This is a genomic window from Variovorax sp. HW608, from assembly GCF_900090195.1.
Lineage (GTDB): Bacteria > Pseudomonadota > Gammaproteobacteria > Burkholderiales > Burkholderiaceae_C > Variovorax.
Window position 1 is genome coordinate 5,833,329 of record NZ_LT607803.1, and the last position, 20,833, is coordinate 5,854,161.

A 20,833-nucleotide genomic window follows, 5' to 3' on the forward strand; every position below is an offset into this window, starting at 1 on the left:
TATCGTGGCCGAGCCGTGGCACCGTTGCCTTGAGGTGGGCGTCGGAGCCTTTCACGGGGGATCGATCAGAGCTTCTTGACCAGCACCTGGCTCCTGCGGTCCCAGTTGTACTTGCGCTTGCGTGCATCGGGGAGCCAGTCGGGGTTGACCTGCTGGAAGCCGCGCTTGAGGAACCAGTGCATGGTGCGCGTGGTGAGCACGAAGATGCTCTCCAGCCCCTGCGCCTTGGCCCGGTGCTCGATGCGCTTCAGGATGCGTTCGCCGTCGCCCTGCGCCTGCGACTGCGGCGACACGGTGAGCGCGGCCATCTCCGCGGTCTTGGCTTCGGGGTAGGGGTAGAGCGCGGCGCAGCCGAAGATCACGCCGTCGTGCTCGATCACGGTGTACTGGCCGATGTCGCGCTCGATCTCGGTGCGGCTGCGCTTGACCAGCGTGCCGTCGCGCTCGAAGGGCTCGATGAGCTGGAGGATGCCGCCGATGTCGTCGGCCGTGGCTTCGCGCAGCGATTCGAGCTTCTCGTCGATCACCATCGTGCCGATGCCGTCGTGCACGTAGATCTCGAGCAGCAGCGAGCCGTCGACGCTGAAGGGAATGATGTGGTTGCGCTCGACGCCGGCTTCGCAGGCCTTCACGCAGTGCTGGAGGTAGAAGGCGGCATCGGTCGGGCGCTGGGCCGGCGGCAGGGATGCGAGGAGCTTCTCCGCTTCATCGAGCGGCAGTTCGGTGTCGATCGGGTTGTCGTCGCTGACGGGCTGGCCGGCATCCGCCGGAATCCCCGGGATCTCGGTCAGGAAGATCAGCTTGTCCGCCTGGATCGAGATCGCGACGCTGGTCGCGACTTCTTCCATCGTGAGGTTGAAGGCCTCGCCGGTGGGCGAGAAGCCGAAAGGCGACATCAGCACCATCGAGCCGAAGTCGAGCGCACGCCGGATGCCGACCGCGTCGACCTTGCGCACCAGCCCCGAGTGCTGGAAATCGATGCCGTCGACCACGCCGACCGGCCGCGCGGTAATGAAGTTGCCGGACATCATCCGCACCGTGGAGCCGGCCATTGGCGTGTTCGGCAGGCCCTGGCTGAACGCGGCCTCGATCTCGTAGCGCAGCTGGCCGGCGGCTTCCTGGGCGCAGTCCAGCGCGACTTCGTCGGTGATGCGCATGCCGTGCGAATACTTCGCCTCGTGGCCCTTGGCGCGCAGCTGTTCGTTGACCTGCGGGCGGAAGCCGTGAACCAGCACCACCTTGACGCCCATGCTCTGGATCAGCGCGAGGTCCTGCGCGATGCTTTGCAGCTTGCCCGCCGCGATCGCTTCGCCGGCCATGGCGACCACGAAGGTCTTGCCGCGATGCATGTGGATGTACGGCGCCACCGAGCGGAACCAGGGGACGAAGGTGAAATTGAAGACGGTGGACATTGGCGGGGTGAGGGGTGGAAGGAGGCCGGTCGCAAGATAATTGCGGATTTTCCCCGAACTGCCCGCCTTGTCTTCGTCCCCACTTCGAATCGAGTTTCCAGAATCCCTGCCGGTGTCGGCCCGGCGCGACGAAATCATGGCCGCCATCGACGCGCACCAGGTGGTGATCGTCTGCGGCGAGACGGGTTCGGGCAAGACCACGCAGCTGCCGAAGATCGCCTTGGCGCTCGGACGCGGCAAGCTGAATGCGCCGCCCGGCAAGGGCCGCCTCATCGGCCATACCCAGCCACGCCGGATCGCCGCATCGTCGGTCGCCAAGCGCATCGCCGAAGAGCTGAAGACGCCGCTGGGCGAGGTGGTCGGCTTCAAGGTGCGCTTCCAGGACCGCCTCTCGCGCGACGCCTCGGTCAAGCTGATGACCGACGGCATCCTGCTCGCGGAGACGCAGACCGACCCGCTGCTCAAGGCCTACGACACGCTGATCATCGACGAGGCGCACGAGCGTTCGCTCAACATCGATTTCCTGCTCGGCTACCTGAAGGAAATCCTGCCGCGCCGGCCGGACCTGAAGGTGATCGTGACCTCGGCGACCATCGATGCCGACCGTTTTGCGCAGCACTTTGCCTCCGCTCGCCGGGTGCCGGGCCGCCCCAAGCCGGGCGCGGCCCCCTCGGGGGGCAGCGACGACGCGCAGCGCGGAGCGTGGGGGCCCATCACGCCCGCGCCGGTCATGATGGTGTCGGGCCGCACCTTTCCGGTCGAGCAGCGCTGGCGCCCCTTCGAGGAATCGCGCGACTACGACCTGAACGACGCCATCGCCGACGGCGTCGACGAGCTCTGGCGCGATCCGCACAACGCCGGCGACATCCTCGTCTTCCTCCCCGGCGAGCGCGAGATCCGCGAAGCGGCGGACCATCTGCGCAAGCACCTCGGCCACCAGCCGGTGATGCGCAACGCCGAGGTGCTGCCGCTCTTCGCGCGGCTGTCGCAGGCCGAGCAGGACCGCATCTTCGACAGCCATACCGGCCGCCGCATCGTGCTGGCGACCAACGTGGCCGAGACCTCGCTGACGGTGCCGGGCATCCGCTACGTGATCGACGCCGGCACCGCGCGCGTCAAGCGCTACAGCTTCCGCAGCAAGGTCGAGCAACTGCTGGTCGAGCCGGTCAGCCAGGCGGCTGCCAACCAGCGTGCGGGCCGCTGCGGACGGGTGGCCAACGGCATCTGCATCCGGCTCTACGACGAGAAGGACTTCGAGGGCCGGCCGCGCTTCACCGATCCCGAGATCCTGCGTTCGTCTCTGGCGGGCGTGATCCTGCGGATGAAGTCGCTGCATCTCGGCGACGTCGAGCGCTTTCCGTTTCTCGAAGCCCCGCAGCGGCGCGCGATCGCCGACGGCTACCAGCTGCTCAACGAACTCGGCGCGGTCGACGACGCGAACGAACTCACGCCGACCGGCGTCGAGCTGTCGAAGCTGCCGCTCGATCCGCGTGTCGGGCGGATGATCCTGGAGGCGCGCTCGCGCGGTGCGCTCGAAGAGGTGCTGGTGATCGCGAGCGCGCTGTCGGTGCAGGATGTGCGCGACCGCCCGCTGGACGCGCAGCAGCAGGCCGACCAGGCCCATTCGAAGTTCGACGACGAGCGCAGCGAATTCAGCGGCTACCTGCGGTTGTGGAAGTGGATCCAGGATGCGCGCGGCGGCCATGGCGCCGCGCCGCGCGGTCGCGCGGCGCCTTCTGGAGCATCACCCGTGATGGGGGCCGAAGGCCCTCATCACAAACTGAGCAACCGGCAGTACGAACAGCTGCTGCGCCAGAACTTCATCAACCTGCGGCGTGTGCGCGAGTGGCGCGACATCCATTCGCAGCTCCTGACCGTGGTGACGGAGCACAAGTGGCGCATCAACACGCAGCCGGCGAGCTACGATGCGCTGCACATGTCGATGCTGTCGGGCCTGCTCGGCAACATCGGCTGGAAGCTCGAAGACGACGAGGCGTACCTCGGTGCGCGCGGCATCAAGTTCTACCGCCACCCCGGCGCGCATCTGAAGAAGAAGCCCGGGCGCTGGATCGTGTGCGCGGAACTGGTCGAAACCACGCGGCTTTTCGGGCGCGGCATCGCCAACATCGAGCCGCAGTGGCTCGAGCAGGTCGGCGGCCATCTGCTCAAGAAGCAGCTGCTCGATCCGCACTGGGAGAAGAAGGGCGCACAGGTCGCGGCGCTGGAGCGCGCCACGCTCTATGGGCTCGTGGTCTACAGCGGGCGTCGCGTGGATTTCAGCCGTGTCGATCCGGCGGCGGCGCGCGAGATCTTCATCCGCGAGGCGCTAGTGGGCGGCCAGTGGGAGAGCAGGCTGCCTTTCCTCGCCGCCAACCGCAAGCAGGTGCGCGAGGTCGAGGCGCTGGAGCACAAGTCGCGCCGGCAGGACGTGCTGGTGGACGACGAGCTGATCTACGCCTTCTACGACGCGCAGGTGCCGGCGGATGTCGCGAGCGGGCAGGGCTTCGAGGACTGGTATCGCAAAGAGGCGAAGGACGCGCCGCGGCTGCTTTACCTGACGCGCGACGAACTGATGCGGCATCAGGCGGCCGGCATCACGACGCAGGCCTTTCCGCCGACGCTCCGGCTGGGCGGCGTGGATTGCGCGGCGAGCTATCTGCACGAACCGGGCGATGCCAAGGACGGGCTCACGGTCACGGTGCCGCTGTTCGTGCTGAACCAGGTCAGCGAGGAGCGCTGCGAGTGGCTGGTGACCGGCATGCTCAAGGACAAGATCCAGGCACTCCTGAAGAGCCTGCCGCAGAAGCCGCGCGCGCGGCTGGTGCCGCTGCCGGAAACCGCATTGCGCCTCGGCGAGCTGTTCGGTGCGCCCGAAGTATTCGGCCACGGATCGTTGACCGATGCACTGCAGAGGCGCGTGCGCGAGGAAACCGGCCTCGACGTGAAGCGCACGGATTTCAAGCTCGACATGCTGCCGCCGCACCTGTTCATGAACCTGCGCGTGGTGGACGAGCACGGCCGGCAACTCGGCATGGGACGCAACCTCGGCGCGCTGAAGGCGGAGCTCGGTGCGCAGGCGCGCGGTGCCTTCCAGGCGCTCGCGGGGCTCAACGTGAAGAAGGCGCCAGAAGCGCCGACAGCTTTGCAGCGTGACGAACGCCCAGTGCAGGCGCAGGCACCGGCGGCTGCTGCGCCGGCGGGCCAGCGCCACACCGCATGGACCTTCGGCGAACTGCCGGAGCTGATGGAAGTGCGGCGCGGCGCGCAATCGCTGATCGGCTTTCCGGCGCTGGTCGATGGCGGCGACGCCGTCACCATCGAAGTGTTCGACGAGCCCGCGGTCGCTGCCGCGAAGCACCGCGTCGGTCTGCGGCGGCTCTTCGCCCTGCAGATCAGGGACGCGCTCAAGTACCTCGAAAAGAACATCCCCGATCTGCAGAAGATGGCCGTGGCCTTCATGGCGCTCGGCACGCTGGAGGAATTGCGCGCGCAGGTCATCGATGTCGCGCTCGACCGCGCGTTCCTGCAGGATCCGCTACCGACCGATGAGGCCGCCTTCAAGCGCCGCGTGGAAGAAGGGCGCAGCCGGCTGACGCTGATCGCCAACGAGGTGGCGCGCCTCGCCAGCGTGATCCTCGCCGAGTACGCGGTGGCGGCGCGCAAGATCAAGGACACGAAGATCCAGCCGACGGCCAATGCCGATGCATCGCAGCAGCTGCAGCGGCTGGTCGGCAAGCGTTTTCTGGTCGATACGCCCTGGCCGCGTCTTCAGCATTTCGCGCGCTATCTCAAGGCCATCACCTTGCGGCTCGACAAGCTGCGCGGCGACCCCGAGCGCGATGCGCAGCGGCTCGCGGAGCTTCGCCCGCAGGAGCAGCGCTACTGGCGCCTGCTCGCGGAACGCAAGGGTGCGGCCGACGAGCGCATGGGCGAATTCCGCTGGCTGCTCGAAGAACTGCGCGTGAGCTTCTTCGCGCAGGAGCTGCGCACGCCGCAGCCCGTGAGCGTGAAGCGCCTCGACAAGCTCTGGGTGCAGCTCGAGAGCTAGATCGCGATCGGGCATGAAAAAGCCCGCCGAAGCGGGCAGTTCGCATTTTCATGCGCTGGGCGAGGGCGCTATATCCGCCCCATGAGGAGCAGCACGACCACGACCACGAGCACCAGACCCAGCCCGCCGCTCGGACCGTATCCCCAGCTGCGGCTGTAGCCCCAGCTCGGCAACGCACCGACCAGCAGCAGGATCAGGACGATCAGCAGAATCAACGAGAGTGACATGGGCATCTCCTAGGGCGGAATCATTCGAGGAGCCCATGGTCGAGGCGGGTCGTCGAATCCCTCGCCGGAAGGCACCCCCTCCGTCGGTCAGGACTCTCCTACCGTTTCTGTCAGAGCCGCGCCAGCCGCTCGAGGGCGCTGTGCAGCGTTTCGTCCTTCTTCGCGAAGCAGAAGCGCACCACGCGCTGGTCGAAGCCGTCGCCGTAGAAGGCCGACAGCGGGATCGCGGCAACGCCGATTTCGCTCGTCAGCCACTGGCAGAAATCGGATTCGTCGAGGTCGCTCACCTCGCTGATGTCCACGCACTGGAAGTAGGTGCCGGCACTCGGCAGCAGCCGGAGACGCGTCTTCGCCAGACCTTGCGCGAACAGGTCGCGCTTGCGCTGGTAGAAGGCCGGGAGTTCGAGATAGGGCGCCGGGTCGGCCATGAAGGTCGCGAGCGCGTACTGCATCGGCGTGTTGACCGTGAACACGTTGAACTGATGCACCTTGCGGAACTCCGCGGTGAGCGGCGCCGGCGCGGCGACGTAGCCCACCTTCCAGCCGGTCACGTGGTAGGTCTTGCCGAAACTGCTCACGATGAAGCTGCGCGCAGCCAGGTCCGGGAAACGCGCCGCGCTCTCGTGGCGCGCACCGTCGTAGACCATGTGCTCGTAGACCTCGTCGCTGATCACCAGCACGTCGGTGGGCGCGAGCAGCTCTTCGAGCCGGCGCATCTCGGCCTCGGTCCAGACCGTGGCGCTCGGGTTGTGCGGCGTGTTGATGATGATCGCGCGCGTGCGGGGCGTGAGGGCGGCGGCGATCTTGTCGAAGTCGGGCCGGAAGGTGCCGGGCGTGAGCGGCACGCGCACCACCGTGCCCCCGGCCAGGTCGATGTTGGGGACATAGCTGTCGTAGCAGGGCTCCAGCACGATCACCTCGTCGCCCGGGCGGACCACGGCGAGGATCGCGGTGATGATGGCCTGCGTCGCGCCGGCGGTGACGGTGATCTCGCTGTGCGGGTCGTAGCTGTGGCCGTAGAGCGTGGCGATCTTCGACGCGATCGCCTGCCGCAGCGCAAGAATGCCGGGCATCGACGGGTACTGGTTGTGGCCCGCTGCCATGGCGTCGGTCACTGCCTGCGGCAGCTTCGGATCGCATCCGAAATCGGGGAAGCCCTGGCCGAGGTTCACCGCGTTCTTCTCGACGGCCAGCGCGGACATGACGGTGAAGATGGTCGTGCCCACGGCGGGCAGCTTGGTCTGGACTTCAGGGGTGCGGGCGGTCACGGTGGAGGTACTCACAGGTCGTAGTCTTGATGTTGGCCGCTCAACGCCTTGGCGATCAGGTGGCGGTCGAGGCGGTCCGAAAGCAGCTCGGCGAACTTGAACACGAAGTTGCGCAGGTAGGCGCTGCGCTTGAACGCGACGCGCGCGATGTTGACGCCGAAGATGTGGCCCATCGGCCGCACCACGAGGTCGCCGTTCGATTCGTCGCGCACCGCCATCTCGGCCACGATGCCCACGCCGAGGCCGAGCCGCACGTAGGTCTTGATGACGTCGGAGTCGATGGCTTCGAGCGCGATGCGCGGCGTCAGCTTCTTGTGCGCGAAGGCGTGGTCGATGCGCGTGCGGCCGGTGAACGAGGGGTGGTAGGTGATGATCGGCTCGGAGGCGAGATCCTCGAGCGTGATGCGTTCCTTGGCGGCCAGCGGGTGGTCCTTGGGCAGCACCAGCACGTGCTGCCACTCGTAGCAGGGCATCGTCACCAGATCGGCGTAGTCGGAGAGCGACTCGGTCGCGATGCCGATCTCGGCGATCTCGTCGATCACCATGCGCGCCACCTGGTCCGGCGAGCCCTGGTGCAGGCTCACGTTGACCTTGGGGTAGGCCTCCCGCAGCTTGGCCACCGGCACCGGCAGCACGTAGCGCGCCTGGGTGTGGGTGGTGGCGATCGAGAGGGTGCCGCTGTCCTGGGCGCTGAACTGCTCGCCGATCCGCTTGAGGTTGCCGACCTCGCGCATGATCAGTTCGATGCTCGCCAGCACATGCTGCCCGGGTTCGGTCACGCGCTTGAGCCGCTTGCCGTGCCGCGCAAAGATTTCCACGCCCAGTTCTTCCTCGAGTTCGATGATGGCCTTCGAGACGCCCGGCTGCGAGGTGTGCAGCGCCTTGGCGGCTTCCGTCAGGTTGAGGTTGCGCCTCACGGCCTCCTGCACGAACTTGAACTGGTGAAGATTCATAACAAATTCCGTCTTATTCGGGAATTCATTATGCCTTCGGAATCTATGAAAATCACCGCGCCTTCAGGATTCCAGCGCCTTCCTGGCGAGCAGTTCGATCACCTCCGGCGCCTCGCCGACCGCGCCGGCCAGGGTGAATCCCACTGTCGGATGCCGGGCGCGCAGTTCATCGAGGAGGCGCGGAAGGTCTTCGCGCACATGCCTGCCCATCCCGAGGAAAAGCGGCAGCACCCGGATGGTGCGCGCCCCTTCGCGGATCAAGGCCTCGGCCGCATCGCGCAGGTCGGGCTGGACCAGTTCGAGGTACGCGCACGAGACCCTCGCTTGCGGATCGAGCTCGCCGACCCGTCGCGCCACGGCTTCGACCGGCGCGCGCCAGCGCTCGTCGCGCGAGCCGTGCGCAAAGAGAACGATGCCGCGAATCGCGTCCATGACGATGGCTCTAGCGCCTCAGCACCAGCCAGGTGAAGGCGCCCAGCGACATCACCGAGTAGATCAACCCCGGCGCGGCCGCCGTCATCCACGGCAGCCAGTTGCCGAGATTGCCAAGGTAGCCGAACACGTTGTTCAAGAGGAAGAAGCTGATGCCGATCATCACGCCCACGAACACGTAGGTCGTGATGCCCGACTGGCGGAAGTGCAGATACGCGAACGGCAGCGCCAGCACGACCATCACGAGGCAGGACAGCGGGTAGAACACCTTGCGCCAGAACTCGATCTCGTAGCGCTGCGCCGTCTGGCCGTTCGCTTCGAGGTGGCGGATGTAGTCGAACAGGTCGAGCGTGCGCATCCGGTCGGGGCGCAGCAGGGCGACCGACACCATTTCGGAGGTCAGAGAGGTCGGCCATTCGACCATCGGGATCTTGGTCGTGACGATGTGCGCGTTGCCGGGGCCGCGCGTGTTGTATTCCTCCCGGCTGACGTCGACCAGCGTCCAGTGTCCGTCGTTGGTGCGCGCCGATGCGGCGGTCGTCTGCGAGGTGAGGAAGCCCTTGTTGTCGAACTGGATGATGCGCGGCTCCTTCAGCGCGCCGTTGCGGTCCATGGTGGCGACGTTGACGGCGTAGGAGTTCTCGCCCTGGCGCTCCTTGAGCCATGCGCCGGTGTTGCCGACCAGCGAATAGACATTCTGGAAGCGCACCTTGAGCAGCTGCGCGGTGCGGTCGCTCAGCGGGGCGATGTAGTCGCCGATCGCGAAGGTGAGCACGACGAAGCCGAGGCCGAGGATCAGCAGCGCGCGCAGCGCCCGCCACGGTCCGAGGCCGCTGGTGCGCAGGATGGTGAATTCGGAGCTTTGCGCGAGCCGCGCCATCACGAAGATGGTGCCGATCAGCACGGCAATCGGCTGCAGCTCGTAGAGATGGCTGGGGATGAGGAGCGCCACGTACAGCAGCGCCTGCCCCGCACCGTAGCCCAGCGACTCGGGTCGGCCGATCGACTGCAGCTCGTCGACGAAGTCGAAGAAGAAGAACAGGCTCAGGAAGCCGAGCGCGACGAAGGCCACCGCCTTCGCCACCTCCACGTAGATGAGGCGACGGATCGTTTTCACGCGGTGTTTGTCTTTCGGGCGCGATGGGCGCGAAGCGCCGGCAGCAGTCGCCAGTTGTAGTGCCGCTTCATGAGCCAGGCGAGGCCGACCAGGAAGGCAGCGCCATGCAGGACCAGCATGAAGCCGCCCATGCCGTACTTGCCCGAACTCACCCAGTTCTGGCCGAGGTTGAGCAGGTTGTAGTAGAGGACGAAGGCGAAGAGGGCGAAGAGATAGTTGCCGCTGCGGCCCACACGTGGATTCACGCTGGACAGCGCCAGCGCCAGCAGCACGAAATTGGCGGCAGCGAGCAGCATGCCGACGCGCCATCCGAGCTCGCCGAGATTGACGAGCGCCGGCTCGCGCAGCAGCGTCAGCGTGGTTCGCGCCTGCACCGGCGTGGCGTTGGGCGAGTCAGTGCCGCTGCCGCCGACCCTGGCGCCGTAGGTGTCGAATTCGCTGATCTTGGTGCCCTCGGCGTTCAGCGAGCGTTCGAGCCGCTGGCCGTTGCTCAGAAGCAGGTAGCGCTTGCCGTCGATGTCCTCCATGTGGCCGCTGCGCGCGGACGTGATGATCTGCAGGCTGCGCTCGATCGACTGGATGAAGACGTTGCTGGCGGTGGCGCTGTCCGGCGAGTCCTTGTCGATGAAGAACACGCGCAGCCGGCCGGCGGATTCGCGGAACTCGCCCGGGGCGACGCGCTCGATGTCGCTGCGTCGTTCGTAGCGCTCGCGCATGCCCTGCGTCTGCGAATTGGCCCAGGGCCAGCCGACCAGCGCAAAGACTGCGACCAGCACCAGGATCGGCCACGCGAAGCCGAACAGCGGCCGCAGGAATTCGGCCAGGCCGCGGCCGCTCGAGAACCAGATCACCATCTCGCTGTCGCGGTACATGCGCGACAGCGTGCCGACGATCGAGATGAACAGGCACAGGCTCAGGATGGTCGGCATGTAGCCGAGCACGGTATAGGTCATCACCAGGAAGACCTCGGAGGGATTGACGCTGCCCTTGGACGCGAGCCCGAGCGTGCGGATCAGCATCATGGTCATCACGATCGTGACCAGCACCACCAGCGTCGCCCCGAAGCTGCGGGAGAGCTCCTTGCGTATAGAGGAATGGAATAACATCGTCGAGGGAAAAAAAGGATTATGGACTTTCAACTCAAGACCCTCTCCGCCGCCCAGGCTGCTGCTGAAAAAGCCGATGTGCTCATCGTGCTGGTGGCGTCCGGTTCCTCCACCTCCAAGGATGCCCTTTCCGCGCTGATCGCCGAAGCCCGCAAGGCCGGCGACCTGCCCGACAAGGCCGGCAAATTGCTCGCGTTGTACCGGCAGGGCGGGATCGCCGCGCCGCGCGTGGTGCTGGTGTCCTCCGGCGACGGCAAGCCCGCCTCGGTCCGTTCCGCGGTGGCCGCCGCGATCGGTGCGGCAAAGGCTGCCAATCCCAAGCGGGTCGTGGTCGCGGCCACGCAGGCATTGGATGCCGACGCGCTCGGCAGCGCAGTGATCTCGGTGGCCGACGCCAGCTACGTCTACGGGACCACCAAGTCCAAGGCGGAACCCCGCACCATCAAGCAGGTGGTCTTCGGCGTCCCCGATGCGGGCGCGCTGCGCCGGGCCTTCGATCAAGCAGCCGCGACCGTCGCCGGCATCGAGCTCGCCAAGGAATGGGCGAACCGGCCGGCCAACTACTGCACGCCGACCCTGCTGGCCGGCGCTGCCGAAGAGCTGTCGAAACTCCCCAACGTGAAATGCGAAGTGCTCGGCCCCAAGGAGGTCGCCAAGCTCGGCATGGGCGCGTTCTCCGCGGTGGCCCAGGGCTCGGCCGAGCCGTTGCGCTTCATCGTGCTGCGCTATCACGGCGCGCCGAAGGACCAGGCGCCCACCGTGCTGGTCGGCAAGGGCATCACTTTCGATACCGGCGGCGTCTCGCTCAAGCCCGCCGCCGAAATGGACGAAATGAAGTTCGACATGAGCGGCGCGGCGAGCGTGCTCGGCGTGTTCCGCGCGCTGGGCGACATCCAGCCCGCGATCAACGTGATCGGACTGGTGCCGGCGTGCGAGAACATGAACGACGGGCGTGCCGTCAAACCGGGCGACGTGGTGACGAGCATGAGCGGCCAGACCATCGAGGTGCTCAACACCGATGCGGAAGGCCGGCTGATCCTGTGCGATGCGCTGAACTACGCCAAGCGCTTCGAGCCGTCGGCCGTGATCGACATCGCGACCCTCACCGGCGCCTGCGTGGTCGCGCTGGGCGGCGTGCGAAGCGGCCTGTTCTCGAGCGACGACGCATTGGCGGAAGCCTTGGCCGCGGCCGGCGAGCAGTCGCAGGACCGCTGCTGGCGCATGCCGCTGGACGACGACTACGCCGAGGGCCTGAAGAGCAACTTCGCCGACGTCGCCAACATCGCGGGCCGCGCCGGCGGCGCGATCACGGCGGCCAAGTTCCTGCAGCGCTTCACGAGCGACTTTCCGTGGGCCCACCTGGACATCGCGGGCACGGCATGGAAGAGCGGGGCAGCCAAGGGCGCGAGCGGCCGGCCGGTGGGCCTGCTGCTCAATTACCTGGTCACGCAAAGCCGCAAGGACGGCGCCAGGTCCAAGTCGGACAAGGCCCCGAAGGCCGCGCGAAAGAGCGGCGGAAAGGTCCGCGCCAAGTGACCGAGATCGACGGCCACTACAACATGCCGGACAAGGTGAGCTACGCCTGCCGTCTGCTGCGCAAGGCCGTCGGCGCGCACGGCGCCCGTCTCGTGGTGATGGCCGATCCGGCTACGCTGGATGCCATCGACCAGTCCCTCTGGACCCTGCAGCCGACCGAGTTCATCGCGCATTGCCGGTGCGGCGACGAGGCGCACGTTGTTGCGCGTTCGCCGGTCGTGCTGGCCGAGAGCGGCACGCCGTCGCTGCCGGATCGGCCGATCCTCGTCAATCTCGGCGCCGAGCTGCCGGCCAGGTTCGAGCGCTTCGAGCGCCTGATCGACATCGTCGGCAGCGACGAGTCCGACAGGCAGGCCGGCCGGGTGCGCTGGCGCCACTACAAGGACCGCGGCTACGCGATCCGCACCTATCCCTACGGCGGAGGCGCCAGCTGATGTCGACGCAACGCACACCGCCGCGCTTCGTTCCGACGCTGACGACGGTGTTCGAGCCGTCGCAGGACGACACGCCGCCGGTCTCGCCTGCGCTGATCGCGCCGTCCGACACCCCGTCGACTGCGCCGCCGGCGACGGCCGCCGAGCCCTCACGGGCGGTTGCGCTGAGCCCCGAGGCGCGAATCTCCGAGGCCGAAGCCTTCAGGCTCGAAGAGCAATTGCTGCACCGCGTTCTGCAGCGCGTGGACCTCTCGCTCGAAGAGCGGGTGAGCGATGCGGTGTCAGCCGCCGTTCAGCATCACCTCGACACGATGATCCCCGGTCTGCGCAGGGAAATCGAGGCGGTTTTGCGCCAGTTGGTGAGCGAATCACTGGCCCGCGAACTATCGGAAAACCCCGGGTCTACGCCAACGTTCGGCCCGCAATCCTTGGGCTAAACTGCGCGCCAGGTCGGAAAGCGCGTGGGCGCAAAGCATCTGCGGCGCGATATTTGCTGAGTCGAAAGCGCCCGGATCGAAAGACCGGTTTTCAACTTCACTTACCAATGTTCTGGAGGTACCCCATGCAATTGAAATGGACTGCGGTCGCACTGGCTGCTCTCGCGCTCGTGGCCTGCGGCAAGAAGGAAGAAGCTGCTGCACCCGCTGCCACTGCCCCGACCGCAGCGGCGCCCGCCCCGGCTGCGCCTCCGGCCGAAACGCTGGTCGTCAAGATCGGTCACGTCGCCCCGACCAGCGGCGCCATCGCTCACCTCGGCAAGGACAACGAACTCGGCGCGCGCATGGCCGTCGAGGACCTGAACGCCAAGGGCATCAAGATCGGCGACAAGGTTGCCAAGTTCGAACTGCTTGCCGAAGACGACGCAGCCGATCCGAAGCAGGGCACCGCCGTGGCGCAGAAGCTGGTCGACAGCAAGGTCAACGGCGTGGTCGGCCACCTGAATTCCGGCACCACCATCCCGGCCTCCAAGCTGTACAGCGACGCGGGCATCCCGCAGATCTCGCCGTCGGCGACCAACCCCAAGTACACCCGCCAGGGCTTCAAGACCGCCTTCCGCGTGGTGGCTGACGACACCCAGCTCGGCGGCACGCTCGGCAAGTACGCCGTCGAAACGCTGAAGGGCAAGAACATCGCCGTGATCGACGACCGCACCGCCTACGGCCAGGGCGTCGCCGAGGAATTCGAGAAGGCCGCCAAGGCCGCCGGCGCCAACATCGTCGGCCACGAGTTCACCACCGACAAGTCGACCGACTTCAACGCCATCCTGACGAAGCTCAAGGGCGCCAAGCCCGACATCCTGTTCTTCGGCGGCATGGACGCTGTCGGCGGCCCGATGCTCAAGCAGGTCAAGCAGCTCGGCATGGACGTCAAGTTCATGGGCGGCGACGGCCTGTGCACCGGCGAACTCGCCAAGCTCGCCGGCGATGCAATCGGCGAAGACATGGTGGTGTGCGCCGAAGCCGGCGGTGTGGAAGGCGACTTCAAGGGGCCGCTGGACGCCTGGAAGACCAAGTTCAAGGAAAAGAACGGCGTCGAAGTGCAGATCTACGCGCCGTACGTCTATGACGCCGTGAACGTGCTGGCTGCCGCGATGCAAAAGGCCGGCTCGGCCGACCCCGAGAAGTACCTGCCTGAAGTCAGCAAGATCGAATACAAGGGCCTGACCGGTCCGATCGCGTTCGACGAGAAGGGCGACATCAAGAACGGTGCGCTGACGCTGTACACCTACAAGAACGGCCAGCGTACGCAGATCGCCGTGGTGCGCGGCGCGAGCTGAGCGCTTGCGCTGACCCAAGAAAAAGGGCCCTTCGGGGCCCCTTTTTGTTTCAGGCGGCCAGCGTCACATGGCCGCTTCCTCGACGACCTTGCGCCGATGGTCCGGCTGGATCGGGCGATGGTTGTCGCGGAACAGTTTCTGGAAAGCCTGGATCTGCTGCCGCGACATCTCGATCGGCTGCTCCATGACGATCCAGTTCACCTCTTCGGAGCACGGCGGCGTCGTCAGCGATCCGGCATAGAGCAGGGCCTTGTGCGACGCCGGCAGCAGTGCGGCGAGATCGACTTCCCCGGCCTTCGGCGCCGCGTCCGGTGCAGGCAACTGCGCCCACAGCGGGGCCAGCGCTTCGTTCTTCGCGCCCTGCTTGATGAACACGCCCACGACGGTGATCTTGCCGCTGGCGTCCTTGTTCACCAGGTGCATCTCCATCGGAAATGGCTTGCCATCGAGGCGATGCTCGCTGGGCGTGTGGAAGTGGAACTGCGCGAGCGCGTAGCTGCCGTCCTTGTAGGCCACGGTATTGGCCGGTGCGTCCGCCACGTTGAACTGGATCGTGTGGCCGTTGTTCACGAGCTCGCCCTTGGCCGCACCGAGGTGCAGGGCGACATCGCGGTCGGCGAGGCGCGCGGCGTTGCGCGAGTGCAGCGCAATCGGCGACTGCTGAAGACCTGTCTTGCACAGCCGGTTCTCAGGATCGAGCGCGCCCCAGCGCGAGGGGCCGGTACCGGCGTGCTCGCTGTAGGACCAATGCGCGTGTTCCTCGGCATGGGCGCCGAGGCTGACGGTCAGGGCGAGGAGGGTCGCGGCGACGCAGGACGGACGTTGAAAGCAGGACATCGTGACTCCCGTTCGTTGGGGTTCTTGGAGGCCGCAAGCTTGCCATGCATTTCCAGCAGAATCACGCCTCTTCGACTTTTCCCGGAGCTGCGATGCCCAGTAGAGCCATTCGACACGCGGTCGGCCCCCACGGCTTTCGCGTCGCCCAGATTCAGGATGCGAATGGCGAGGTCATCGCCTTCGGTCTGTGCGGGCCGGACGGCACGGTCATCTCCCAATTCCCGGACCTCGACGCCGCGATGGCTGCGCTCGACGCGGCGGATCCGCCGGTCGAGATGCCGGACGAAGGGGCGCCTGAGGACGACGCGCCCCGGTAGCGCCGCCTGGACACGAGGCAGCGCAAGATGAGCGCCGCCCTCGTGGGCGGCGCCTTTGTCAGTCTCTGTCGTGGTGTCCGTGCTCGCCGTGTCGGCGGTCGCGGTCCCAGTCCCGGTGATCATGGCGATCGCCGTGCCATTCCTTGCGGTGGTCGTGCCTGTAATAGCCGGGCCCTGGGCCGTAGACCACGGGAGGGGGGACGGCATAGACCGGCGCGGGCACGACGACCGGCGGCGGCACGACCACTGCCGGCGCAACCGGAACGGGCACTCCGACCACAGGACCGGGCAGGTTGATGCCGACACCCACGTTCACACTGGTGGCATGCGCCGGTGCGATGGCGAGCACGGCGGCCACTGCCGCGCCGGCGGTACCCAATTGGAGAAACGCTGATCGAACAATGCCCAAGATGAACTCCTTAGAAACGAAAAAGCGACCCCGGAGGTCGCTTTTCGCTTTAGATGACCCGCATCAAATCTAGCTATCTGGCGGAGCAGGCGGGATTCGAACCCGCGGAGGGCTATTAACCCTCACACGCTTTCCAGGCGTGCGACTTAAACCGCTCATCCACCGCTCCGAAGCCCACGATTGTAGCAGTGCGCGGGGTCAAATCCGGGGTCAGGCCGTGCCCGATGTCTTGCCGGCTTGCACCATCCGCATCGCCGATGCGATGAGGGCGGCGGTCTCGTTCATGGTGCTCGGGACGATCAGTGTGGTCGTCGCGTCGGCGGCGACCTTGCCGTAGGCATCGACCGCCCGTTCGGCCACCTTGAGCTGCACCGCCTGTTCGCCGCCCGGCTGGCGGATCGCGGCGGCAATGCGCTCGATGGCGCCGGCGGTCGCTTCGGCCACGGCGCTGATGGCGGCGGCCTCGCCTTGTGCGTTGTTGATTTGCGCCTGCTTCTGGCCTTCGGAGCGCGCGATGAAGGCTTCGCGCTCGCCCGTGGCGATGTTGATCTGTTCCTGGCGACGGCCTTCGGACGCCGCGATCAGCGCGCGCTTTTCGCGCTCCGCGGTGATCTGGCGCTGCATCGCATGCAGGATCTCGTTGGGCGGCGTGAGATCCTTGATTTCATAACGCAGCACCTTCACGCCCCAGTTCAGTGCCGCCTCGTCGATGGCAGCGACCACCTGCGCATTGATGATGTCGCGCTCCTCGAAGGTCTTGTCCAGTTCGAGCTTGCCGATGACGCTGCGCAGCGTGGTCTGGGCGAGCTGGGTGATGGCCATGACGTAGTTCGACGAGCCGTAGCTCGCGCGCATCGGGTCGGTGACCTGGAAGTACAGGATGCCGTCCACCTGCAACTGGGTGTTGTCGCGCGTGATGCAGACCTGGCTCGGCACGTCGAGCGGGATTTCCTTCAGGCTGTGCCGGTAGGCGACCCGGTCGATGAAGGGGATCAGGAAATTGGGCCCCGGCGACATGGTGCCGTGATAGCGGCCGAGGCGCTCGCGCACCCAGGCGTTCTGCTGCGGCACGAACTTGACCGATTGGGCGATGAAGATGATGGCGATCCCCAGGACGACGAGGGGAACGAGGGCATATTCCATTGAACGGTTTCCTTCCTTTTTCTTGACTCAGATCTTTTCGACGACGAGCCGGCTGCCGACCACCTCGACGACCTTGTGCTGCCCGGCGGCCGGGACCTCGCCGGCGCGGGCGACCGCGGTCCATTGCGCGCCGCGATAGCGCACGGTGGCGGTGCCGTCCGCATTCCAGGCATCGACCTGCACGCGCTCGCCGATGTCGAGGTTCACGTCGGGATTGGCGGAGGTGGGCGGCCCCGGCGGCCGCCGCCGGCGGATGGCGTTCCAGACGATCACCGCCGACACGCTGACCACGGCCGCGACAATGAACTGCGTGCCGAGCGAGGCGCCCAGGTGCGTCGACACCGCCGCCGCAGCGAAGCCGCCGCCGATGAGCAGCAGATAGACGGTGCCGGTCCCTGAAATCAGCTCCAGCACGATGGCCACCCCCGTCATGAGCCACCAGACGGTGGAACTTGCCATAGCCAAATCCTCTCTGTGCGGTTTAGACACGGCGATTGTGGCAAAGGCGAAAGCCGCAATGCGCCTTCATCTGAATTCCGTACACTTCGCGCCTGTTTGCCAGCCCTTCCGGAGCCCCGCTCATGAAATTTCGTTTTCCGATCGTCATCATTGACGAGGACTTCCGCTCCGAGAACACCTCGGGGCTCAGCATTCGCGCCCTGGCGCAGGCGTTCGAGAGTGAAGGCTTCGAGGTGCTGGGCGCCACCAGCTACGGCGACCTGAGCCAGTTCGCCCAGCAGCAGAGCCGCGCCAGCGCCTTCATCCTGTCGATCGACGACGAGGAGTTCTCGGTCGGTCCGGACCTCGACCCGGCGGTGCTCAACCTTCGCAACTTCATCGGCGAGGTGCGGCGCAAGAACGCCGACGTGCCGATCTACATCTATGGCGAAACGAAGACCTCGCGGCACATCCCGAACGACATCCTGCGCGAGCTGCATGGCTTCATCCACATGTTCGAGGACACGCCGGAGTTCGTGGCGCGCCACATCATCCGCGAGGCCAAGAGCTACCTGGAGGGCGTGCAGCCGCCGTTCTTCAAGGCGCTGATCGACTACGCGGAAGACGGCTCGTATTCATGGCACTGCCCGGGCCATTCGGGCGGCGTGGCTTTCCTCAAGAGCCCGGTCGGCCAGATGTTCCACCAGTTCTTCGGCGAGAACATGCTGCGCGCGGACGTGTGCAACGCAGTGGAGGAACTCGGCCAGTTGCTCGACCACACCGGCCCGGTGGCGGCCAGCGAGCGCAACGCCGCGCGCATCTTCAACGCCGACCACTGCTTCTTCGTCACCAACGGCACCAGCACCAGCAACAAGATGGTGTGGCACCACACGGTGGCGCCGGACGACGTGGTGGTGGTGGACCGCAACTGCCACAAGTCGGTGCTGCACGCGATCATCATGACCGGCGCCATTCCCGTCTTCATGAAGCCGACGCGCAACCACTTCGGCATCATCGGCCCGATCCCCAAGAGCGAATTCGAGCCCGAAGCGATCAAGGCCAAGATCCGGGCCAATCCGCTGCTCTCGCACGTCGATGCCGACAAGGTCAAGCCCCGCGTGATGACGCTCACGCAATCGACCTACGACGGCGTGATCTACAACACCGAGACCATCAAGGGCATGCTCGACGGCTACGTCGACACGCTGCACTTCGACGAGGCCTGGCTGCCGCATGCGGCCTTCCATCCGTTCTACGGCGCCTATCACGCGATGGGCAAGCGCCGCATGCGGCCGAAGGAATCGCTGGTGTTCGCGACCCAGTCCACCCACAAGCTGCTCGCCGGCATCAGCCAGGCCAGCCATGTGCTGGTGCAGGACTCGCAGAACCGCGCGCTCGATCGCGACCTGTTCAACGAGGCCTACCTGATGCATTCGTCGACCAGCCCGCAGTACGCGATCATCGCGAGCTGCGACGTCGCCGCCGCGATGATGGAGCCGCCCGGCGGCACCGCGCTGGTGGAGGAAAGCATTCTGGAAGCGCTCGATTTCCGCCGCGCCATGCGCAAGGTCGAGATGGAGTTCGGCAAGGACGAGTGGTGGTTCAAGGTCTGGGGCCCCGAGCGGCTCGTGGAGGAGGGCATCGGCCGCGCCGACGACTGGATCATCAAGGGCGAATCGCGCACCGCGAAGTGGCACGGCTTCGGCGCGCTGGCCGACGGCTTCAACATGCTCGACCCGATCAAGTCGACCATCGTGACGCCCGGCCTGGACCTCAACGGCAAATTCGCCAAGAGCGGGATTCCGGCCGCCATCGTCACCAAGTTCCTGGCCGAGCACGGCGTGATCGTGGAGAAGACGGGGCTCTACAGCTTCTTCATCATGTTCACGATCGGGATCACCAAGGGCCGCTGGAACACGCTGCTGACGGCGCTGCAGCAGTTCAAGGACGACTATGGCCGCAACCAGCCGATGTGGCGCATCATGCCGGAGTTCTGCCAGCAGCATCCGGGCTACGAGCGGCTCGGCCTGCGCGACCTGTGCCAGCACGTGCATGAGCTGTATTCGCGCTACGACGTCGCGCGGCTCACCACCGAGATGTACCTGAGCGACCTCACGCCCGCCATGAAGCCCAGCGACGCCTTCGCCCACATCGCGCACCGCAAGACCGAGCGCGTGGAGATCGACGAGCTGGAAGGCCGCATCACCACCAGCCTGATCACGCCCTATCCGCCCGGCATTCCGCTCCTGATCCCGGGCGAGGTGTTCAACAAGAAGATCGTCGACTACCTGAAGTTCGCGCGCGAGTTCAACACGCAGTGTCCCGGCTTCGAGACCGACATTCACGGGCTCGTGGCGCGGATCGACGACTCGGGCAAGAAGCGCTACTACGCCGACTGCGTGCGCGCGGCCTGACCGGGCGCGCGTTGCTCAGAAGTCCGCGTCCTCGCGCATGCGAAGGAAGCGGGCGAAGCGCGGCAGGCCGGAAGGCGTCAGGCCGTCGTAGCGGTAGGTCACCCAGGTGCCGGTCGCGGGAGGATTCTCGCGCTCGGCATCGGTGAGTCCGGTGCCGAGCTTGAACCGCTTGCCGCCCGGCATCTCGACGAGCAGGGCGCCGAGGCGCCCGCCGTGCTTGCCGCGTCCGCCGACGTGCCCGACCACGCGCGCCTCGGCCTCGTCGTAGGCCTTGACCTTGAGGAGATCGCCGCTGCGCCCCGCGCGGTAGAGCGAAGCGCCGCGGTGCAGCATCAGGCCCTCGCCGCCCATCTTCATCGTCTTCTCGAGCAGCGCGTCGAGATCCTCGGCCGTCGTTGCGCGCTGCTGCGGGACGGCCACGATCCAGGGCACGCTGGTGATCGGCAGCAGCTTGCGCAGATACGCCAGCCGCGTCGTGAAATCGCCGGGCTGGGCCGGCACGTCGAAGACCATGAAGCGGATCTCGCGCCAGGCGGCGTCCGACGGCGGCTGGCTGCGGACGGTCGAAACGGTCTGGGAAAAGCGGCCGCGTCCGGCCCAGAGCTCGCCGTCGAGCGGCTCGACGGGCAGCGCTTCGGTGAACCAGCGCGGCACTGCGATCCGCTCGCCGCTGCGCGTCCACAGTTGCCTGCCGTCCCAGTAGCCGCGGATGCCGTCGTACTTCTCGCTGACCCAGTAGTCGGCCAGCGGCATGCCGGGGCGGTAGACCTCGGCGAGCATGAGCGCAGGCGCAGGCTTCGATGCGGATTGCGCGGCTGCCTGCGGCGCGTGCGCAAGCCCGAAGGCGGCGCAGGCGGCCGCCAGCAGGAACGATCGACGTGCAACGGACATGGGCGCGGGACCGCCCACGCGAAACGAAAAACTCACTGTCATCTCCCTGGCATTTCTAGAAGGGCCTGTTCACG

Annotated in this window: 19 protein-coding genes and 1 tRNA gene; 7 read left to right on the top strand and 13 right to left on the bottom strand. The window is 66.6% G+C overall.

Annotated features, from left to right (window positions below; all coding sequences use genetic code 11):
• Positions 1-65: 65 nt before the first annotated feature.
• Entirely contained in the window at positions 66-1,412 is a 1,347-nt protein-coding gene (argA, locus tag VAR608DRAFT_RS27580) for an amino-acid N-acetyltransferase (RefSeq protein ID WP_088956969.1), read from the bottom strand.
• Between the two features lie 136 nt (positions 1,413-1,548).
• Between argA and hrpA the strand changes: the two genes are divergently transcribed.
• The gene (gene hrpA, locus VAR608DRAFT_RS27585) at positions 1,549-5,460 is read left to right on the top strand and encodes an ATP-dependent RNA helicase HrpA (RefSeq protein WP_231972979.1); all 3,912 of its coding nucleotides are present in this window, start codon (positions 1,549-1,551) and stop codon (positions 5,458-5,460) included.
• Positions 5,461-5,528: 68 nt separating this feature from the next.
• Here the strand turns inward: hrpA and VAR608DRAFT_RS27590 are convergent, their stop codons facing one another.
• From VAR608DRAFT_RS27590 to lptF, 6 genes are all read right to left on the bottom strand, one after another.
• Positions 5,529-5,687 carry a DUF3309 family protein gene (locus tag VAR608DRAFT_RS27590; protein ID WP_088956970.1) on the bottom strand — a complete coding sequence of 53 codons (159 nt, stop codon included), beginning with the start codon at positions 5,685-5,687 and terminating at the stop codon, positions 5,529-5,531.
• Between the two features lie 110 nt (positions 5,688-5,797).
• Entirely contained in the window at positions 5,798-6,970 is a 1,173-nt protein-coding gene (locus VAR608DRAFT_RS27595) for a pyridoxal phosphate-dependent aminotransferase (RefSeq protein ID WP_088956971.1), read from the bottom strand.
• Complete coding sequence (locus tag VAR608DRAFT_RS27600) at positions 6,967-7,908, bottom strand: CysB family HTH-type transcriptional regulator (protein ID WP_088956972.1); 942 nt, start codon at positions 7,906-7,908, stop codon at positions 6,967-6,969. Before VAR608DRAFT_RS27600 ends, VAR608DRAFT_RS27595 begins: the two co-directional genes overlap by 4 nt.
• A gap of 63 nt (positions 7,909-7,971) precedes the next feature.
• The gene (locus VAR608DRAFT_RS27605; protein WP_088956973.1) at positions 7,972-8,340 is read right to left on the bottom strand and encodes a sirohydrochlorin chelatase; all 369 of its coding nucleotides are present in this window, start codon (positions 8,338-8,340) and stop codon (positions 7,972-7,974) included.
• Between the two features lie 10 nt (positions 8,341-8,350).
• Positions 8,351-9,457 carry an LPS export ABC transporter permease LptG gene (lptG, locus tag VAR608DRAFT_RS27610; RefSeq protein ID WP_088956974.1) on the bottom strand — a complete coding sequence of 369 codons (1,107 nt, stop codon included), beginning with the start codon at positions 9,455-9,457 and terminating at the stop codon, positions 8,351-8,353.
• Complete coding sequence (gene lptF, locus VAR608DRAFT_RS27615; protein WP_088956975.1) at positions 9,454-10,563, bottom strand: LPS export ABC transporter permease LptF; 1,110 nt, start codon at positions 10,561-10,563, stop codon at positions 9,454-9,456. The genes lptG and lptF overlap by 4 nt, the downstream gene beginning before the upstream one ends.
• Positions 10,564-10,584: 21 nt before the next feature.
• On the opposite strand from lptF, the gene VAR608DRAFT_RS27620 reads away from it, so the two are divergent.
• From VAR608DRAFT_RS27620 to VAR608DRAFT_RS27635, 4 genes are all read left to right on the top strand, one after another.
• Positions 10,585-12,099 (top strand): leucyl aminopeptidase, encoded by a 1,515-nt coding sequence (locus tag VAR608DRAFT_RS27620; RefSeq protein WP_088956976.1) that lies wholly within the window; start codon positions 10,585-10,587, stop codon positions 12,097-12,099.
• Entirely contained in the window at positions 12,096-12,533 is a 438-nt protein-coding gene (locus VAR608DRAFT_RS27625) for a DNA polymerase III subunit chi (RefSeq protein WP_088956977.1), read from the top strand. The genes VAR608DRAFT_RS27620 and VAR608DRAFT_RS27625 overlap by 4 nt, the downstream gene beginning before the upstream one ends.
• Positions 12,533-12,970, top strand: coding sequence for a hypothetical protein (locus tag VAR608DRAFT_RS27630; RefSeq protein WP_231972980.1), 438 nt, complete (start codon positions 12,533-12,535; stop codon positions 12,968-12,970). The genes VAR608DRAFT_RS27625 and VAR608DRAFT_RS27630 overlap by 1 nt, the downstream gene beginning before the upstream one ends.
• Positions 12,971-13,095: 125 nt before the next feature.
• A complete protein-coding gene (locus VAR608DRAFT_RS27635; protein WP_088956978.1) occupies positions 13,096-14,310 on the top strand; it encodes a branched-chain amino acid ABC transporter substrate-binding protein in 1,215 nt (404 codons plus the stop codon).
• A gap of 63 nt (positions 14,311-14,373) precedes the next feature.
• On the opposite strand, the gene VAR608DRAFT_RS27640 is transcribed toward VAR608DRAFT_RS27635, so the two are convergent.
• Entirely contained in the window at positions 14,374-15,147 is a 774-nt protein-coding gene (locus VAR608DRAFT_RS27640; protein WP_088956979.1) for a carbonic anhydrase, read from the bottom strand.
• A 92-nt stretch (positions 15,148-15,239) separates the two neighbouring features.
• Here VAR608DRAFT_RS27640 and VAR608DRAFT_RS27645 point away from each other — a divergent pair, with 92 nt between their 5' ends.
• Entirely contained in the window at positions 15,240-15,464 is a 225-nt protein-coding gene (locus VAR608DRAFT_RS27645) for a hypothetical protein (protein ID WP_088956980.1), read from the top strand.
• 58 nt (positions 15,465-15,522) lie between these two features.
• Here VAR608DRAFT_RS27645 and VAR608DRAFT_RS27650 read toward each other — a convergent pair whose 3' ends face one another.
• From VAR608DRAFT_RS27650 to VAR608DRAFT_RS27665, 4 genes are all read right to left on the bottom strand, one after another.
• A complete protein-coding gene (locus VAR608DRAFT_RS27650; protein WP_197700421.1) occupies positions 15,523-15,873 on the bottom strand; it encodes a hypothetical protein in 351 nt (116 codons plus the stop codon).
• Positions 15,874-15,951: 78 nt separating this feature from the next.
• Positions 15,952-16,042: transfer RNA gene (locus tag VAR608DRAFT_RS27655), tRNA-Ser, on the bottom strand.
• A 41-nt stretch (positions 16,043-16,083) separates the two neighbouring features.
• Complete coding sequence (locus VAR608DRAFT_RS27660) at positions 16,084-17,016, bottom strand: SPFH domain-containing protein (RefSeq protein ID WP_088956982.1); 933 nt, start codon at positions 17,014-17,016, stop codon at positions 16,084-16,086.
• Positions 17,017-17,043: 27 nt separating this feature from the next.
• A complete protein-coding gene (locus tag VAR608DRAFT_RS27665) occupies positions 17,044-17,475 on the bottom strand; it encodes an NfeD family protein (RefSeq protein ID WP_088956983.1) in 432 nt (143 codons plus the stop codon).
• A 122-nt stretch (positions 17,476-17,597) separates the two neighbouring features.
• Between VAR608DRAFT_RS27665 and VAR608DRAFT_RS27670 the strand changes: the two genes are divergently transcribed.
• Positions 17,598-19,868 (top strand): arginine/lysine/ornithine decarboxylase, encoded by a 2,271-nt coding sequence (locus VAR608DRAFT_RS27670; RefSeq protein WP_088956984.1) that lies wholly within the window; start codon positions 17,598-17,600, stop codon positions 19,866-19,868.
• Positions 19,869-19,883: 15 nt separating this feature from the next.
• Here VAR608DRAFT_RS27670 and VAR608DRAFT_RS27675 read toward each other — a convergent pair whose 3' ends face one another.
• Positions 19,884-20,759 (bottom strand): DNA ligase, encoded by an 876-nt coding sequence (locus VAR608DRAFT_RS27675; protein WP_088956985.1) that lies wholly within the window; start codon positions 20,757-20,759, stop codon positions 19,884-19,886.
• Positions 20,760-20,833: the final 74 nt, after the last annotated feature.

Bases quoted from the DNA above. Each gene is read 5' to 3' on its own strand.
- argA (WP_088956969.1), bottom strand. From the start codon at position 1,412: ATGTCCACCGTCTTCAATTTCACCTTCGTCCCCTGGTTCCGCTCGGTG.
- hrpA (WP_231972979.1), top strand. From the start codon at position 1,549: ATGGCCGCCATCGACGCGCACCAGGTGGTGATCGTCTGCGGCGAGACG.
- VAR608DRAFT_RS27590 (WP_088956970.1), bottom strand. From the start codon at position 5,687: ATGTCACTCTCGTTGATTCTGCTGATCGTCCTGATCCTGCTGCTGGTC.
- VAR608DRAFT_RS27600 (WP_088956972.1), bottom strand. From the start codon at position 7,908: ATGAATCTTCACCAGTTCAAGTTCGTGCAGGAGGCCGTGAGGCGCAAC.
- VAR608DRAFT_RS27605 (WP_088956973.1), bottom strand. From the start codon at position 8,340: ATGGACGCGATTCGCGGCATCGTTCTCTTTGCGCACGGCTCGCGCGAC.
- lptF (WP_088956975.1), bottom strand. From the start codon at position 10,563: ATGTTATTCCATTCCTCTATACGCAAGGAGCTCTCCCGCAGCTTCGGG.
- VAR608DRAFT_RS27620 (WP_088956976.1), top strand. From the start codon at position 10,585: ATGGACTTTCAACTCAAGACCCTCTCCGCCGCCCAGGCTGCTGCTGAA.
- VAR608DRAFT_RS27630 (WP_231972980.1), top strand. From the start codon at position 12,533: ATGTCGACGCAACGCACACCGCCGCGCTTCGTTCCGACGCTGACGACG.
- VAR608DRAFT_RS27635 (WP_088956978.1), top strand. From the start codon at position 13,096: ATGCAATTGAAATGGACTGCGGTCGCACTGGCTGCTCTCGCGCTCGTG.
- VAR608DRAFT_RS27640 (WP_088956979.1), bottom strand. From the start codon at position 15,147: ATGTCCTGCTTTCAACGTCCGTCCTGCGTCGCCGCGACCCTCCTCGCC.
- VAR608DRAFT_RS27645 (WP_088956980.1), top strand. From the start codon at position 15,240: ATGCCCAGTAGAGCCATTCGACACGCGGTCGGCCCCCACGGCTTTCGC.
- VAR608DRAFT_RS27660 (WP_088956982.1), bottom strand. From the start codon at position 17,016: ATGGAATATGCCCTCGTTCCCCTCGTCGTCCTGGGGATCGCCATCATC.
- VAR608DRAFT_RS27665 (WP_088956983.1), bottom strand. From the start codon at position 17,475: ATGGCAAGTTCCACCGTCTGGTGGCTCATGACGGGGGTGGCCATCGTG.
- VAR608DRAFT_RS27670 (WP_088956984.1), top strand. From the start codon at position 17,598: ATGAAATTTCGTTTTCCGATCGTCATCATTGACGAGGACTTCCGCTCC.
- VAR608DRAFT_RS27675 (WP_088956985.1), bottom strand. From the start codon at position 20,759: ATGTCCGTTGCACGTCGATCGTTCCTGCTGGCGGCCGCCTGCGCCGCC.